Raw genomic sequence first — 16105 nt, 5'->3', positions numbered from 1 at the left:
CTAACGTCCGCTCGGGCGTCCAGGCGTCCGAGCGCACTGATCCGGACAGACATCGGAGCTGCCTGATGCTCAACCTCGCCGACCATCCCGTGCCCGCACTGCCCGACGTGGCTCCTGCGGCCTGGCGCGAAGCCAACCGACGCCTTCTCGCCAAAGCGATAGGCGAGTGGTGTTTCGAGGACATGCTCAAGGTGGTCGAAGCCGGAGACGGCGGCTACCGCCTCGACCTCGACAGCGGTACGACCTACGCGTTCAGCGCCATGCCCGGCGCGTTCGGCTGGCTGCGCGTCGACCCGGACTCGATCACCCGCACCGCCACCAGCATGCTCGGCAACTCCATTGCCCAGCCGGCCTGGGATGCCCAGCAGTTCCTCATGGAAGCGGCCTCGACGATCGGCAGCGACCCGTCGACCATCGCCACGTACTTCACCGAACTCTCCGCCACCCTTGCCGTTGACGCCGCCCGCATCACCCACGGAGGCGAGACCGTGGCCGAGATGCGCGCCCTGGGCCACACGGAGCTGGAGTGCCGCATGACCGGGCACAACCTGCTCGTCGCCAACAAGGGCCGGATCGGCTTCTCGGCCACCGACGTGAGCCGGTACGCCCCCGAGTCGGAGCAGGCGCTGAAGCTCCAGTGGGTTGCCGTGCACCGGGGCCTCGCCGAGTTCCGCGGCACCTCGGAACTGTCCGAACAGAACATCCTGGCAGCCGAATTGGACGAGGTGACCAGGGCCCGCTTCACCGCGGTCCTCCAGGACGCCGGGGTCGACCCGCAGGGCTACGTGTGGATGCCGGTGCACCCCTGGCAGTGGGACCACGCCGTCCAGATCCTGCACGCCGCCGATGTGGCGCAGCGCCGCATCATCCCGCTGGGCGAAAGCCCGGACGCGTACCTGCCCGGACAGTCCATCCGTACGATGGCCAACATCACGAGCCCCGAGCGGTACGACGTCAAACTCCCGCTGAAGATCCTCAACACCCTGGTCTGGCGCGGCATACCCCCGCATTGCACCATGGGAGCGCCCGTCGTCACCCAGTGGCTGCGCGGTCTGGTCGAGCGCGATGCGTTCCTGACCGAGGAATGCCGGACGGTCTTCCTCGGCGAGGTCGCCTCGGTCACCGTCCACCACCCCTACCTCTCCCAGCTCGACGGCGCCCCGTACCAGCACCTGGAGACCCTGGGCTGCATCTGGCGCGACTCGGTGTCGGCGCGCAAGGACCCGGACGAGCGGGTCCGTACGTTCGCCTCTCTCCTGCACGTCGACAACGCCGGTGACGCCTTCGTCGCCGAGCTCGTCCGCGCCTCCGGCCTGGACCCGCAGGAGTGGCTGCGGCGTCTCTTCGACACCCTCCTCGTGCCGATCATGCACGTGCTGTACCGGTACGGAGTCACCTTCAACCCGCACGGCCAGAACACGCTCATCGGCTACGACGAGAACGACGTGCCGACGCGCCTGTACCTGAAGGACTTCGTCGACGACGTCTGCGTCTCCTTCACCGACGTCCCCGAGCGCGGCCCGGAACCGGACGGACACGACCACGTCCTGCCCCGCAAGCACCCCTCGATCATCAAGCAGCACGTCGTCGACCAGGTCTTCGTCGGCCACTTCCGCTACCTGGCACCGCTGTGCGCCGACCAGCTCGGCGTACCGGAGAAGACCTTCTGGCGGCTGGTGCGGCAGACGATCCTCGACTTCCAGAAGAAGTTCCCCGAGCTCGCCGAGCGGTTCACCGAGTACGACCTGCTCACGCCCGAGATCCCCCGGTACGGCCTCAACCGCGACCGGATCGTGGTGACCCGCTACGGCGACCGCGCCCTGCGCCACGCGCTCTACCCGAACGGCACGCACCCCAACCCGCTCGCCGAAGGCTGAGGAGGACCGGCCGTGACACCGCTGACCCGAACACGTCCCCCCCAGCCCGAGTTCTCCCCCTCCCTGCTCGCCGGCTCCCACGACGGCCTCGCCGAGGTCCTCGCCACCCTCGCCGAGGCGGTCGACGCCGCGTCGACCGCACCCCGCCCGAACGGGCCCCTCCCGGCGGGAACCCCGGCCGAGGTGCTCGCCGCCTCCTCCCGCGCGCTGGGACCGGCCGAGCTCCCCGCTGAGGGGCTCGGCACCAAGGCCGCTCTCCACCTGCTGGCCACCGTCCTGGTCGAGCACGGCATCGACCTCTCCCACCCCCGGGCCGCCGCCCATCTGCAACCGCCGTCGCTGGCGGTCGCGGTCGCCGCGGACGCCCTCGCGAGCGCCGGCAATGCCTCGCTGGACACGTATGACTCCGGCGCCTCGGCTCTCGCCGTCGAGCGCTGGCTCATCGGCGCACTGACCTCCCTGGCCGGACTCGGGGAACGCGCCGACGGCGTCCTCACCCCCGGCGGCTCCCTGTCGAACCTGATGGGCCTGCTGCTCGCCCGGGACGCCGCCGCCCTCCGGCGGGGCATCAACGCCCGCGAGCACGGCGTGGCGGCGCTGCCGGGACCGGTGGTGTTCTGCTCCGAACTCGCCCACTTCTCCACCCACCGCGCCTGCGCCGCCCTCGGGCTGGGCGAGTCGGCCGTCCATCCGGTGCCGGTGGACGAGCACCGGCGCATGCGGCCGGAGGCGCTGGCCGCCGCCCTGGACTCCCTCGGTCCCGACCGGACGCCGATCGCGGTGGTCGCCACCGCCGGCACCACGGACTTCGGCTCCATCGACCCGCTCCCGCAGATCGCCGAGATCGCCGCCGGACACGGCCTTTGGATGCACGTCGACGCCGCCTACGGTTTCGGCGCGCTGTTCTCCCGGCGGCTCGCGGACCGGCTCGCGGGCCTGGAACTCGCCGACTCCATCACCCTCGACCTGCACAAGATCGGCTGGCAGCCCGCGGCCACCAGCGTGCTCCTGGTCTCGGACACCACCGCCTTCACCGCCCTCGACCGTGAAGTGGCCTACCTCAACCCGGCCGACGACTCCGAAGCCGGATACGACGGCCTGCTCGGCCGAAGCCTGCAGACCACCCGCCGCCCCGACGCCGTCAAGGCCGTCGCCACCCTGCTCTCATACGGCCGCAGCGGCATGGGGCGCATGGTCGACGCCTGCCACGACCTCGCCCGGCACGCCGAGCGCCGCATCCTCGACGAGCCGGAGCTGGAGCTGGTCGCGCCGGCCGAGCTGACCACGGTGCTGTTCCGCTACCGCGGCGCCGACCCGTCGGTCTGCGACGAACTCAACGGCGCCCTGCGCCGACGGCTGCTGGAATCCGGCAGCGCGCTCATCGGGCGTACCGAGGTCCGCACCGCCGGACCGGGCTCGCCCAAGCGCGTGTGCCTGAAGTTCACCCTGCTCAACCCCACCGCCACCACCGACGACATCGACGGCCTCGTGGACCTGGTCCTCGACGCGGGCCGCACCTGCGAACGACTGATCGAGGAGGGCGCCGCATGAGCATCACCACCGCGGCCACGACCCCCGCACGTACCGCTGCCGACCCGCTGCACGAACTGGATGCCCGGGGCGCCGCCGAACACGCCCACATCGAGGCGCTGCTGCGCTGCTGGCTGCTCGAAACCGGCACACCGGTCACCCCCGGCCCGCTCCGCGTCGAGCTGCCCACCGCCGGACTCGCCCTGGTCACCGAGGTGACGCACTGCTCGCCCACCGGCTGGCACCGGTTCGCCCCCGTCCGTCTGGAGGGGCCCGGAGGCCCGCTCGGCGAGAGGGCCGATCCCGTCACCGCCGTCGCCCTCCTGTCCACCGAGGCAGCCATACGCGGCGGTGGCCGCCCCGGCGGCGTCCCCGCCGGGGAAGTCGCCGACCTGGTGGAGCGCACCGCCGAGTCCGTACGCCGGGTCGCCACGTTCATCTCCGACCGCCGTGCGCGCCCGAAGCCGCCGTCCGAGGTCGACGGCTTCCTCGACGCGGAACAGGCTCTGCTGCTCGGCCACTTGAACCACCCGGCGCCCAAGAGTCGCGACGGCATCTCGGACAACGACGCGGCCGCGTTCTCGCCCGAGCTGCGCGGCTCCTTCCGGCTGCACTGGTTCGCCGCCGACGAGTCGCTCGTCTCGCACGATGCGGTGGCCGGAGCACCGTCCCTGGCGGGCCGGGACACGGTGGCGCTCCTCGCCGACCTGGCCGAACGCCGCCTGGACGACGGCCGGGTGCTGGTCCCCGCCCACCCCTGGCAGGCCCGCGACCTGCTGCACCGCCCCCGTATCAAGGCCCTGATCGCCTCCGGCGCACTGAAGCCGCTCGGCGAGCTGGGGCCCGAGTGGTGGCCGACCTCCAGCGTGCGCACCGTGTACCGGCCGGACGCCGACGTGATGCTGAAACTCTCCCTCGGCCTCAGGCTGACCAACTCCCGCCGCGAGTCCACCCGCACCGAGCTGCGCCGCGGCCTGGAGATCAACCGGCTCCTCGACGCCGGGTACGCCGACAGCACCTTCCAGGCCCACCCGGGCTTTGCCGTCACCCGGGATCCCGCCTGGCTCGCCGTGGACGAGCCGGGGCGTCCCGAAGGCCCGGACGTGACCGGGCTCGATGTCGCCGTGCGCGAAGTGCCCGACGGTATCGCCGACCTGCGCTGCCTGGTCGGCCTGGTGGCACCACGGCCCGGTCTCGGCCGCAGCGTGCTCGGCGAACTGGTCACCGGCCTCGGTACCGGAGCCGCCGAGCAGTGGACGGCCGACTACACCGACAAGGTGCTGGTGCCCATGCTGCACCTGTACGCCACCACCGGCATCGGCCTGGAGGCCCACCAACAGAACACCCTCGTGCGGCTGGACGCGCAGGGCCAGGTCACCGGCAGCGCGTTCCGCGACAACCAGGGCTACTACCTCGCCACCTCGCACCTGCCCGGACTGCTCAAGCGGCTCGGCGCGGACTCCTCCACGCTCGCCGTCGTCGACGACGACCTCGTCGACGACCGGCTCTCGTACTACCTGCTGCGCAACCAGGCCCTCTCGGTCATCGGCTGCCTGGCCGTCGACGGCCTCGCGGACGAGCGCGACCTCCTCGGCGTACTCGCCGCCCGGCTGCGGGCAGCCCTCCCGGCTCTCGCCGAGGCCGGCCCCGACGGCGACCGGCTGGCCCGCCGCTGGCTGGAGGCCGACACCCTGCCCTGCAAGGGGAACCTGCTGACTCGTCTGCACGGCATCGACGAGGTCCTCGCGCCGCTCGACGCCCAGTCCGTCTACCTCGACGCTTCCAATCCCCTCCAGGAGGCCACCGCATGACCTCGGTACATCAGGAGCCGACCGCCACGATCCCGGGGCCGCCGCTTCCGCTTCTGACCGCCCCCTGGTCGGCGCGGGTGGCCCAGGCCGAGGGCGCAGACCTGGACCTCGTACACGGCTGGATGCAGTCACCGCACATCGACGCCTTCTGGCACCAGGCATGGCCGCGCGAACGCTGGTACGAGGAGATCGCCGGGCACCTCGCCGGGGACGCCATCCTGCCCGTCCTGATCGACCTCGACGGCCGGCCGCTGGCGTACATCGAGGTGTACCGGGTGATGCGTGACCGCCTCGCCGGGCACTACCCGGATCTCCCCCACGACCTGGGCGTCCACATCGCCATCGGTGAGGCCGGTCGGACCGGAAAGGGCCTGGGCCGCGCCCTGCTGCGCGCCCTGGCCGAGGGCCTGCTCGCGGCCGACCCGGCCTGCACCAGGGTGGTCGCCGAACCGGACGTGACCAACGCGCCCTCGCTCCGGGCCTTCGAAGCCGCGGGCTTCCGACCCGCCGGGAAGGTGGTCTTCCCCGACAAGACCGGCGCCCTGCTCATCCACCCGCGCACGGAGGAGGACATGCCGCGATGAGCGACGCCGTCATCAGCGATCACGACGTGGTGGCCATCGGCTGCGGTCCCTTCAACCTGGGCCTGGCCGCCCTGGCCTCCACCGTGGACGACCTCGACCTGATCGTTCTGGAAGAACAGCCCGAGCTCACCTGGCACCGCGGCATGATGTTCGGCGACGCCTCGATGCAGGTCAACTTCCTCGCCGACCTCGTCACCCTCGTCTCGCCCCGCCACCCCCTGTCGTTCCTGGAGTACCTCCACGACATGGACCGGCTCTACACCTTCACCGTCCGGGAGAACTTCTTCCCCTCCCGCCGCGAGTACGAGGACTACCTGCGCTGGGCGGCGGCCAGACTCCCGTCCGTCCGCTTCTCGCACCGCGCCGAGGAGGTGCAGTGGGACCCTACGGCCGAACGTTTCACCGTGGACGCGGTAGGCGGCGACGGCACCCGGCTGCGGCTGCGCGCCCGCAACCTGGTCCTGGGCATCGGCACCGCGCCGCACGTCCCGGACGCCCTCGCGGCCCTGCCGGCCGAGAAGCTGCTGCACACGAGCGACTACCTGTACCGGGCCTCCGATGTGGCGGCCGCGGGCAAGGTCACGGTGGTCGGCTCCGGGCAGTCGGGTGCCGAGGTGGCGGTGGACCTGCTCGGCCGCAACATCGAGGGCGGGCCCGCCGTGGGCTGGCTGACCCGTACCTCGTCGTTCGCGCCGCTCGACTACACCAAGATGAACCTGGAACTGACCACTCCGGCATACATGCAGTACTTCCACTCCCTTCCGGAGGACGTGCGCGACCGGCTCGTCGGCGAGCAGTGGCAGTTCTACAAGGGCATCTCCACCGACACCCTTGAAGCCGTCCACGAACTCCTCTACCGGCGCCAGCTGGAGCACGGACTGGCCGACGTGGAACTCCGCTTCGGCATCACTGTGGAGTCGGCGACCGTCGACCCGGCCGGGCAGGCGGTACTGACGTGCCGGCACCGCGACACGGAGGAGAGCTTCGAGCACACCACCGACCTCGTCGTGGCGGCCACCGGCTACCGCAACCGCACGCCCGCGTTCCTGAAACCGATCGAGGAGATGCTGCTGCGTGACGGCCAGGGCCGTCCCCGGGTGCGCCTGGACCATTCCGTCGAACTCGCCGAAGGGATCACCGGCAGGGTCTTCGTGGCCAACGCCGAGGTCCACTCCCACGGCGTCTCGTCACCGAACCTGGACATCGGAGCCGTACGCAACGCCACGATCCTGAACGCGATCACCGGCCGGGAGACCTACCGCCTGCCGAAGCGGAGCGCGTTCACCAGCTTCGACGTGCCACGACGGGTTTCGTAAGCGACGGCCGTCCGGCGGAGGTGGTCCGCCGGACGGCCCTCGCTCTCGCGTTCCGAGCCGTGGCCGTGTGCACCTGCGGCCCCTCTCCGTGTCGTCCCGGAGGGGCGGCCTGGCCCTGGGCCTGGCCCTCTTCCTGGGCAGAGGCCGCAGACCGTGGCGCGGGGGTCATCCTGGGGTGGGGGTTGGTGACCGCTGTCCGGCCGGGTTGTGTTCCGTCCGTCCGGCATGGGCGGCCCGGTGGTATTGCGACACCGGGCCTCACCCGCGCACGCCCGCCGGCTGGAACAGACCCTGGTAGGGCCCCCGACGGACGTGCAGGTACCAGGACTGGGAACCGCCCGCGGGGCTCGGGGGCGCCATCCCCCGGGCGGTGTGCACCCGGTCCTTCAACGACCCGACGGCACCATCGGTGCGCAGAGCGTACGCGCGCAGGCAGCGCCCTGGAGGCATTTCCGGGAGCGGCACCGGCTCAGTCGTTCGCCACGGGCATGTCGTCGAGGATCCGCGCGACGTGGCCGAAGTCGAGCAGTCCGCTCTGCGCCCCCGCCCGTTCCGCCGCCGCCGGCCGCAGTTGCCGTGCGGCGCGTCGCATGACCTCCCGGTCGCCGACCGCCGTGGCCGCCCTGGCGGTGAGAGCCCACATGGCTTCGAACATCAGGTCGCGCGGCGGTGAGGCGATGCCCTCCAGACAGGCGCTCGCAGCCCCGGTGTCCCCCTCGGCTGCCAGCAGCAAGGGGCGCACCCACGTCTCGTAGGGCCCCCAGTCGTCCTCGGTGTTCGTCAGCGGTGGAAGCCCGTGGCGTAGGCGCAGACTCAGCTGGGCCAGCGGGAGCAGTCCGCGTTGGAGCCCCGGCATCCCCGCACCGTCCAGGGTGTCGCCGGCTCGCCGGTAGGCCGTCTCCGCCTCGGCCAGGGGTTGCGTCACGGCTGTGCGCAGGGCCCGGTACCAGGTGGTGAAGACGTTCACCAGAGGGAGGTCGTGGCGTTCGGCGAGCTTGTCGGCGGCGCTCGCGTGCCGGTCGGCGCCCGCGAAGTCGGATACGGCGCAGCGGGACTGGAGGCGGATGAGGTGGCCGAGGATCTCGTAGGTGACCAGGTCACGCTGCTGGGAGATCGCGATCATCTCGGCGCCGATGGCATCCCGGCGTGCCGAGAGACCGGCACGTTGGAAGGTCTGCATGAAGACCCCGTTGAGGGCGAAGGCCAGGAGTGGAGTGCTGTCCAGTCGGCGCGCGAGTTGCTCGGCCTGTCCTGCTGCCTGGAAGGCGCGGGCCCGCTCCTCGGTGGCCGCCCGGTCGGGCGGCAGGGTTCCCCGGGACTCCACGGCGATGGTGGCCAGGAGTCGGCAGCGGGCCGCGTCGTGGCCGTCCGGCGGCAGGGTCCGCAGCGTTCGCTCGGCCGCGGCCACCAGCCAGTCGGCTTGTTCGGGGTCGTCGGAGCGGGTCCACACGGCGGGGACGTCGTAGATGCCGATGACTCGGGCGGTGATCTCCGGGTCACCGAGCTGTTCGGCCGCGGCCACGGCTGCCACCCGGTGGCGCCGGGCCGCTTCGAGTCCTGTCCCACCGGTCACGGCCAGGTCGCGCATCAGTCCCGCGGTGGATTCCAGTCTCGCGGGCGCCGATGCGGGCACCGCCCGCTCGTAATCGGCCGCGGCCTGCGCCCAGACCTGGGCGGCTGGGCCGCCCGGACCCGGGTCGAGATGGTCCGCCTGCCGCAGGAGGTCGGTCTCCAGACGGCGCAGCCTGGGCCCGGGTTCGATGCCCATACGGTCGCTCAGCGTGCTGCGGGCGCGCCGCACGACGGACAGCGCGTCGGCTTGGCGGCCCGACCGGTACAGGGCCAGGGCGAGCAGGTGCCAGCCTTCTCGCGCCAGGGGTGCTCTCTGATGTACGTGTCCAGCTCGGGAACGGCCCGGGCCGCACCGCCCAGGGCCAGCCGGGCCTCGGCCCGTATCTCGACGGCCCGGCATTCCAGGTCGGTCAGCCGGGAGCGCTCGGCGCGTGCCCAGGGTGCGTCCGCCACATCGGCGTAGGCGGGGCCGCGCCACCAACCCAGCGCCTCGGTGAGCCGGCGCACGGTCTCGGTCGGTGGCAGGTCCGCGGCCGAGTGGACCGCGTGCTCGAAACGCCAGGCGTCCACGTCCTCGTCCGCGGCCTTCAGGGCGTAACCCGGGCCCTCGGTGACCAGCAGCCGGGGGCGGGCGCGCGGGGGGCGGTCGGGTTCCAGTGCGCGGCGCAGCGCGGCCACGAAGGTGCGCAGGGTGCTGACGGCTTCGGTCGGCGGCTCGTCCCACAGGTCCTCGACCAGGCGGCCGACCGGCACGACGCGGCGGCGGGCGACCAGCAATCGCGCCAGGACCGCCCGGTGCATCGGGCCTTTGAGACGGACGGGCTCACCCTCCGGGTCCCAGGCCGCGACCGGCCCCAGGACTCCCAGGTCCACATGCATGTTCGTCGTCCGCTCCACCGAGATCCAGAGCCCAACGTACAGCGTGCTCATCGGTTGCTCATCCACCGCGCCGAGAGTGGAGACATCAAGGGCGGCCGCCCGGTGGCGCCGCTTCCTCTTCGAACGGAACGAGTCCTGCCATGTCACCCACCATCCCGGGTTTCACCTACCAGCGTGTGCGGGTCGCCGACGGCGTCGCCCTGAACGTCGCGGTCGGCGGTTCGGGCACCCCCGTCGTGCTCCTCCACGGCTTTCCGCAGACCCACCTCATGTGGCGGGGTGTGGCCCCCGAACTGGCCCGGGACCACACGGTGATCTGCCCCGACCTGCGCGGCTACGGCGACAGCGAGAAGCCGGCCGAGGACGGCCCGGACACCTATTCCAAGCGGACCATGGCGCAGGACATCGTCACGCTCGCCAAGGAGCTGGGGCACGACCGCTTCGCTCTGGCGGGTCACGACCGCGGCGCTCTGGTGGCCTTCCGGGCCGGGCTGGACCACCCAGAGGCCGTCAGCCACCTGGCCTGCCTGGACGTCCTGCCCACCCTCGACATGTGGGAGGCGCTCCACGGCCTCACCGCGGCCGTCGGCTTCCACCTCTACCTCATGGCACAGCCGCCCGGCCTGCCGGAGAAGATGATCCGGGCCAGTGCAGACGAGTTCTTCGGCTACTTCCTCGACGTGTGGGCCAACCGGCCCGAGGCCATTCCCGCCGACATCCGCGGCGCCTACCTCGCGGCCTGCCGCAACGCCGTCCCGTCGATCGTCGCGGACTACCGGGCCTCCGCAGGCATCGACGTGGAGCACGACCGGGCCGACCGGGCCGCCGGCCGTCAGCTGAGGATGCCCCTGACCGTGCTCCAGCAGGACTGGGGCGCCGCGCTCGGCTACGAGGCGGCCGCGCTGTGGGGTGCTTGGTCCGGTGACCTGAAGCACCTCACGGTTTCCTCCGGCCACTTCATGGCCGAGGAAGCCCCGGCGGACATCGTGGAGGCGTTCGGGGAACTGCTGACGCGTTGACCGGTGAAGGGGGGCGGTGCCGTGCCTGGCCTGCGGGTCCGGCACCGCCCTGGGCGCCCCGCACGGGCCAGCGGGGGCGTCGAGCCTCGGACGGTCCGGGCGGTGCGAGGGCCCCGGCTGGTGGGGCGCGGGCGGTCGGTGCAGATCCCGACCGCGGGTGACCCACCCCGCCCGGCCGACCCTAGCGGGTCAGACGAGTCGGCCCTCCCCTGCTGATTCGGCAACCCATGCGTCACCAGGAGCGAAGATCCACGGCGGACCTCAACTCTTGACCGCCTCCGCGATCCGCAGGGCGGTCTGGGCGGGCGTGAGGTGCGTGGTGTCGACGACCTCGGCCTCATCGTGCAGCCATGTGCGGGCCGCCTCGGCGTAGGGCTCGAGGTATGCGAGACGAAAGGGGGAAGGACCGAGGTCCGGGTCCCCCTCGATGCGCCCGCGGAGGGTGTCCTGGTCAGCATGCAGACAGAAGTGCCGTACCGGAATCGCATGCCGGGCGAGGCCCGAGCTGATCTCGCGCCAGTACTGCTCGACCAGGACGGTCATGGGCATCACCAGAGTGCCACCGGTGTAGTCGAGCACGCGGCGGGCGGTCTCGACCACGAGCGGCCGCCACGGCGACCAGTCCTGGAAGTTGCCCGTCCAGGGCAGCCCCGGCTTGATGTCCATGAGCGTCTCGCCGACCTTTTCGGCATCGAACACCCGTGAATCCGGGATCAGCCGCTGCACGAGTGCACTGGTCGTCGTCTTGCCAGCGCCGTGGGTACCGTTGAGCCATACGATCATGGAACCAACGCTAGCGCCGTGCCCGGACCTGGTGGGCCGGTGGCGTCTTCGTGCTTGCCGGACGGGGCGCTCAGCGACCGCCGCCGCCGAGTTCGAAGACATGAGCGACCCACTGGTTCATCCGGGTTTCGAAGTCCGCTGGTGAGGCGATGCCCGTGGCCGGGAGGGAACCCGCGTGGGCGAGGCCGGCGATGAAGTCCACGTCGGCCCAACCACCCCGGAACAGCACAACGGACAGCTCGGCCTCTCCCGGACCCGAGATGCCGAGATGACCCGCGGTCGTTCTCCGAACCCACCGACAACCGTTCTTGCTTCGACCTGAGCACCCAGGCCCGGGCAGTTCACGCCGTACACCGCGCTCCCTCGCCCGTGTACTGGTGCCCCTGCCCGGCATGCCGTGATCACACCAGCCACACCAAAGTCATCGCGGTGGCCGCCCTGGCACGCCCCGCCGTGGCTGATCACACCCAGGAAACGAGTACGCGGCTGCGCAGCGTCAACCGATCATGTATGCATGACCAATCAGCTGATGATCAGCACCTTGACTTTGCGGCATGGGATCCCGGACAACTGGGCGGCGGACCCCTGGGCCGAGGTGCGGCCTTTGATCGACGGCGTAGACGTTCTGAGGGAAGTCCACCCGGAAGGGGTGGCACTCAGTTGCCGACACTGGACAGGCCCGGCCGAGAGCTGGCCGCTGGCGGTCACGGAGGAACCGCGCAGGGTCATGATCACAGAGCCACCCTGCACCGCCGGCTGCTGCGGCGCCCTTCACGTCACCATGCGCCGCGAGGGCGACCGGGTGATCTGGGACGCCTGGGAAAACACCAGCGATAGCACTGCCTTGCCTGCGGACATTCACTTCGATGCTGCCCAGTACGAAGCCGAACTCGTGCGGGCCGCAGCGGACCGCAGCTGGGAAGAGCCGGTGGACACCGTTGCCCGGTTGCTCGAGCAGACCCTTGCGGGCAGCGGCTGGTTCGAGCAGTGGGGCTGCGTTCTCACGGGTGTCTGGCCACGACGCGAGGAGCCCGGCGTCCCCGAGGAGCTCACCAGCCTCCAGGGCGTCGATGTCGAGTTCCACCAGGTCCAGGCGCCGGGGACACGTACATGTTCCTACGGGTACGAGTTCTTCGTCACCCACGATCAATCCGTGGAGCAGCAGGTACGGCAGCTCGCGGCCCGCGTTCTTGCGGACGATCCGCGGAAGACTGCTGAGCTTCGAGAACGCTGAGGACCAGACGCAGGAACGCGTTGGTGGAGAGTGACCGCGCTGCCCTTGACGAGGCCTGCTCTTTGCCCACCGCTGCTCCCAGCAGCTGCAGGCGCGCAGGGCGAACCGTAAAAAGCCCGGGCAATGGGGAGCGACATCCACCCGTTGGACCGTGGCAAGCCCCGTAACAGGGGCCGACGGTGCGAGTAGGAGGGATCGATTACCTGCACCATCCAGTCGCAGATCCCCGCCTACGACAAGGGCCCCTCACCGAGCCGCTGGCCCCTCGGCAAAGCCCACTGCGACAGGGCGATGACGATGCCCAGGCCTCCGAAGCCGGCACGTTGCCCGCGTTGGGCCTCTTCTTCGGCTGCTCCAGGCGACTCGCTCATCGATGCTCCGGCCTGGCAGCCACAGGGTCAGGCGGTCGTCCCGCCCGCGTTGCGGATCAGTTGCCGGAGCACCTTGAGCGTGGTGACGTAGTCCGCGTCGTCGATGCCTTCGTGGAGGACGGCGCGGATTGCGGGGGCATCGCGTCCGAGGTCGACGCGGGCCTGTTCGCCCTCCTCGGTGAGCCACAACCGGTCTTCGGGGTCGCGGGTCAGCCAGCCGCGTTCCAGGAGCACCTCGGCCTCGGCGGCCAGATCGTCCTCGGGACGGATGTAGGAGGTCATGGCCTCGTACAGCTCTGGGAGCGTCATCCCCTTGCCGTCGGGTGAGATGTCGTTCTGGGAAAGGTTGCGCAGCAGCCAGAACTGCGGTTGGGTATAGCCCTTTTGGGCCTGCTGGGCTCGGGTGTACGCAATGAGCGCCTCGTAGGCGAGACCGGTCCAGTATGCGGCGGGCTGTCCGGCGAGTTGGGCGTCAGAGATCTTCTGGGTCGTCATGGACGGTTCCTCCTCCTGCTGCGCAGGTGAAGCCTGCGACTGCAAGCCGTGTGTTGTCAGTCGACCGCGACGGTGTTCTGGGCGGCGCCGATGCGCCAAGTGCCGTCCTCTTTGACCAGGATGTAGAACGGGCGGCCCTCGGGACGGTCGGTGAGCCGAGTGCCGTCATGGCGGACCGGCTGCTGGCGGACGTTCACCGCGGCGATGTCGGGTCGCAGGAACAGCACGCGCTCGACGTCGTAGACGGCGGTGGACTCGGCCGTCGCACCGGGCAGCACCGTGCGGGTGAAGGTCGCGATCTCCTCGAAGCCCGACAGTCGCTTGCCGTGGCCGGTGGTCCACACCGGGTTCTCCTGGCGGAAGACGCTCAGGAAGCGGTCGACCAGCTCGTTCTGCTGGGCATGCTCCACCTCCGCCACCAGTCGGCGGATCGCGGCCACCTCGGCGTCGGTGTCCGGTCCGTCGGGGGCGCCGAACACCTCGACCGGCCGGTACGAGCCCGTCACCAGCTCCGCCACCGCGCCCGGGCGGTCCGGCCGCCAGCCGAGTGCGGTACGGGCGGCGGCGCCGCTGACGCTTTGGTCGAGGGCGAGCGCGTCCGCGAAGAGCGGGCCGAAGGTCTCGGCGGCCTGCTCCAGCGGCACCGCGTGCGGGGCGGCGAGCACTCCGGCAGCGCGGCCGGCGGCCCGGGCGAGGTCACGGACCGGAGTGGCCGCATCCGCGACGCCGTGCCACATGGTGCCGGCCTCCGCCCGCTCCACGGCGGCCACGAACAGCTCGGCGAGGTCGTCCACGTGGACGGTCGGCCAGCGCACGCCCTCCTTGCCGTAGTACTCGGGCACCCCCTGCAGGCGGGCCCGGTCGACCAAGATGGCGGGAATGCCGCCGCCTCTGCCGTACACGATGCCGGGCCGGACGACGACCGCACGCACGCCCTCGGCGGCCTCGGCCAGCACCCGCTGCTCGATCCGCGGCCGGTAGCCGACGATGTCGATCGGGTTGGTCGGAGCCTCCTCGCCCACCTCTTGGGCATCGCCGGTGGCACCGAGAACCCAGACGCCGCTGGTGTAGACGAAGGGACGGCCGGTGCCGCGCAGCGGAGTGGCGAGCGCCTCGATGACCTCGGTGTCGATGTCGGCATCACCGCTCGGTGGAGCCAGGTGGATCACGGCCTCGATCTCCGGGGTCACCGCACCGGCCAGCGAGGCCGGGTCGGCGGTATCACCGACCAACTGGGCGTGCCAGGCGCGGCCGGGCTGCGGCTCGGCGCCACGGGTGAGCGCTACCACCTGGTGGCCGGCGGCGACGAGGTGGTCGGTGACGGTGGAACCGATGTAGCCGGTGGCACCGGTGAGCAGAACCTTCACGATGTCCCTCCCATGTCGAACATTTCGATGTCGAAACTATAAAGGGCCACTCAGGTGGTGTCAAATATTTCCACGTCAAAATGTTAGGCTCGGGCCATGACGGAACAACAGGCTGAACGCGACGGCGTCGACCGCATCACTGCACAGTGGCGCGCGGTCCGCCCCGACCTGGACACCTCCCCCATGGCCGTGATCGGCCGCCTCTCCCGCGCCTCGCGCCTGCTGGAGCGCGGGATCAAGGAGAACCTGGGCAGCCACGGCGTCGAACCCTGGGAGTTCGACGTCCTGGCCACCCTGCTGCGTTCGGGCCCGCCTCACGTCCTGACCGCCGGCCAGCTCAGCTCCGCCGCGATGGTCAGCTCCGCGGCGCTCACCAACCGCATCGACCACCTCGTGAAGAAGGGTTTGGTCGAACGGGCCGTCGACCCCGCCCACCGCCGCCGGGTGCTGATCTCCTTGACCGACAAGGGCCGGGAGCTGACCAACCGCCTCGTCGAACACCACCTCGCCGGCGAGGAGCGCCAGCTCGCCGGGCTCACCGCCGCCGAACGCGACCAACTCACCAGCCTGCTACGCCGCTTCCTGCTCACCCTCGGCGACCACGCCGACGAACCCGCCCCCCGATAACCACCCGGTACGGAACGGTTCGGCATCGGCGGCCGTTCGGGAGAGCACGGGTGCGGCCGGTGCTGAAGGCGGCGTCTTCAAGGAGCGAGCCGCCTCCACCCGACGCCCCACTTGTCGTGGAGGACGGACCGCCCTTCCACGTGCTGTTCTCGCCCGGCTGGGGTCAGGCGCGCGGCGAGGAGACCGGTGCCCCCGTGGTCGCGGGTCTGGTCCGCGCGGTGGCCAGCAGAGGCCTCTGGCGGGGGCCGACCAGAAGACCGCCTGCGTCACCGGCAGGACGCCCTTGGCGACTGAAACGATCGCGGAGTACGCGAGCCAGACCCCAGGTCGTCCATCCCTGCACGTCCCTCCGCCCTCACCGGGTGAGCCGGAGGTCTTGCACAGCCGGCATTTCCACGTGGAACCCGGGCCAGGATCCACTCTCAAGACCCCACACCTGCCCTCCTGATGGCGCCGCCCGCCCAAGGGACTTCGTGGTCGGGGGCTCGACCCGGCGAGTGGCTGGTCTGCTGGGTGTGTCCTCAGTTGAGGTGCAGCGGAGGGTGACGCGCAAGGCCGGAGGTCGAAGGCGGCCAGCGCCCGCCATGAGCAGACGATCGAGAAGTCGCAGCTCTCCTTCCCGGAGGACCTGCTGCGGTGC

Annotated in this window: 13 protein-coding genes and 1 pseudogene; 8 read left to right on the top strand and 6 right to left on the bottom strand. The window is 71.1% G+C overall.

Annotated elements, in window-relative coordinates; all coding sequences use genetic code 11:
• Nucleotides 1-65 precede the first annotated feature (65 nt).
• From AC07FY_RS19560 to AC07FY_RS19540, 5 genes are read left to right on the top strand one after another with little or no spacing between them, the layout of a single operon-like run.
• Complete coding sequence (locus tag AC07FY_RS19560; protein ID WP_479007804.1) at nucleotides 66-1877, top strand: IucA/IucC family protein; 1812 nt, start codon at nucleotides 66-68, stop codon at nucleotides 1875-1877.
• Nucleotides 1878-1889: 12 nt separating this feature from the next.
• Nucleotides 1890-3428, top strand: coding sequence for a pyridoxal phosphate-dependent decarboxylase family protein (locus AC07FY_RS19555; RefSeq protein ID WP_479007802.1), 1539 nt, complete (start codon nucleotides 1890-1892; stop codon nucleotides 3426-3428).
• The gene (locus AC07FY_RS19550) at nucleotides 3425-5218 is read left to right on the top strand and encodes an IucA/IucC family protein (RefSeq protein WP_479007800.1); all 1794 of its coding nucleotides are present in this window, start codon (nucleotides 3425-3427) and stop codon (nucleotides 5216-5218) included. The genes AC07FY_RS19555 and AC07FY_RS19550 overlap by 4 nt, the downstream gene beginning before the upstream one ends.
• Nucleotides 5215-5802, top strand: a complete 588-nt coding sequence (locus AC07FY_RS19545) for a GNAT family N-acetyltransferase (protein WP_479007798.1) — start codon at nucleotides 5215-5217, stop codon at nucleotides 5800-5802. The genes AC07FY_RS19550 and AC07FY_RS19545 overlap by 4 nt, the downstream gene beginning before the upstream one ends.
• On the top strand, nucleotides 5799-7118 hold the full coding sequence (locus AC07FY_RS19540; RefSeq protein WP_479007796.1) for a lysine N(6)-hydroxylase/L-ornithine N(5)-oxygenase family protein: 1320 nt from the start codon (nucleotides 5799-5801) through the stop codon (nucleotides 7116-7118). Before AC07FY_RS19545 ends, AC07FY_RS19540 begins: the two co-directional genes overlap by 4 nt.
• A 469-nt stretch (nucleotides 7119-7587) precedes the next feature.
• Here the strand turns inward: AC07FY_RS19540 and AC07FY_RS19535 are convergent, their stop codons facing one another.
• Together AC07FY_RS19535 and AC07FY_RS19530 are read right to left on the bottom strand one after the other, a co-directional pair.
• On the bottom strand, nucleotides 7588-8886 hold the full coding sequence (locus tag AC07FY_RS19535) for a hypothetical protein (RefSeq protein ID WP_479008018.1): 1299 nt from the start codon (nucleotides 8884-8886) through the stop codon (nucleotides 7588-7590).
• Nucleotides 8887-8895: 9 nt separating this feature from the next.
• A pseudogene (locus tag AC07FY_RS19530) lies at nucleotides 8896-9491 on the bottom strand (AfsR/SARP family transcriptional regulator); the annotation flags it as partial.
• A 218-nt stretch (nucleotides 9492-9709) separates the two neighbouring features.
• Here AC07FY_RS19530 and AC07FY_RS19525 point away from each other — a divergent pair.
• Nucleotides 9710-10588, top strand: a complete 879-nt coding sequence (locus AC07FY_RS19525; protein ID WP_479007794.1) for an alpha/beta hydrolase — start codon at nucleotides 9710-9712, stop codon at nucleotides 10586-10588.
• Between the two features lie 261 nt (nucleotides 10589-10849).
• On the opposite strand, the gene AC07FY_RS19520 is transcribed toward AC07FY_RS19525, so the two are convergent.
• On the bottom strand, nucleotides 10850-11371 hold the full coding sequence (locus AC07FY_RS19520; protein WP_479007792.1) for a P-loop nucleotide/nucleoside kinase family protein: 522 nt from the start codon (nucleotides 11369-11371) through the stop codon (nucleotides 10850-10852).
• Nucleotides 11372-11441: 70 nt separating this feature from the next.
• Nucleotides 11442-11573, bottom strand: coding sequence for a hypothetical protein (locus AC07FY_RS19515; RefSeq protein ID WP_479007790.1), 132 nt, complete (start codon nucleotides 11571-11573; stop codon nucleotides 11442-11444).
• A gap of 312 nt (nucleotides 11574-11885) precedes the next feature.
• Here AC07FY_RS19515 and AC07FY_RS19510 point away from each other — a divergent pair, with 312 nt between their 5' ends.
• Nucleotides 11886-12605, top strand: a complete 720-nt coding sequence (locus AC07FY_RS19510) for a hypothetical protein (RefSeq protein ID WP_479007788.1) — start codon at nucleotides 11886-11888, stop codon at nucleotides 12603-12605.
• Between the two features lie 398 nt (nucleotides 12606-13003).
• Here the strand turns inward: AC07FY_RS19510 and AC07FY_RS19505 are convergent, their stop codons facing one another.
• The gene (locus AC07FY_RS19505) at nucleotides 13004-13471 is read right to left on the bottom strand and encodes a MarR family transcriptional regulator (protein WP_479007786.1); all 468 of its coding nucleotides are present in this window, start codon (nucleotides 13469-13471) and stop codon (nucleotides 13004-13006) included.
• Nucleotides 13472-13527: 56 nt separating this feature from the next.
• Nucleotides 13528-14838 carry an SgcJ/EcaC family oxidoreductase gene (locus tag AC07FY_RS19500; RefSeq protein WP_479007784.1) on the bottom strand — a complete coding sequence of 437 codons (1311 nt, stop codon included), beginning with the start codon at nucleotides 14836-14838 and terminating at the stop codon, nucleotides 13528-13530.
• 96 nt (nucleotides 14839-14934) lie between these two features.
• Here AC07FY_RS19500 and AC07FY_RS19495 point away from each other — a divergent pair, with 96 nt between their 5' ends.
• The gene (locus AC07FY_RS19495; protein ID WP_479007782.1) at nucleotides 14935-15465 is read left to right on the top strand and encodes a MarR family winged helix-turn-helix transcriptional regulator; all 531 of its coding nucleotides are present in this window, start codon (nucleotides 14935-14937) and stop codon (nucleotides 15463-15465) included.
• The last annotated feature ends 640 nt before the right edge of the window (nucleotides 15466-16105 follow it).

The organism is Streptomyces sp. NPDC045967 (assembly GCF_056430495.1).
This window is presented reverse-complemented; position numbering and strand designations above follow the sequence as displayed.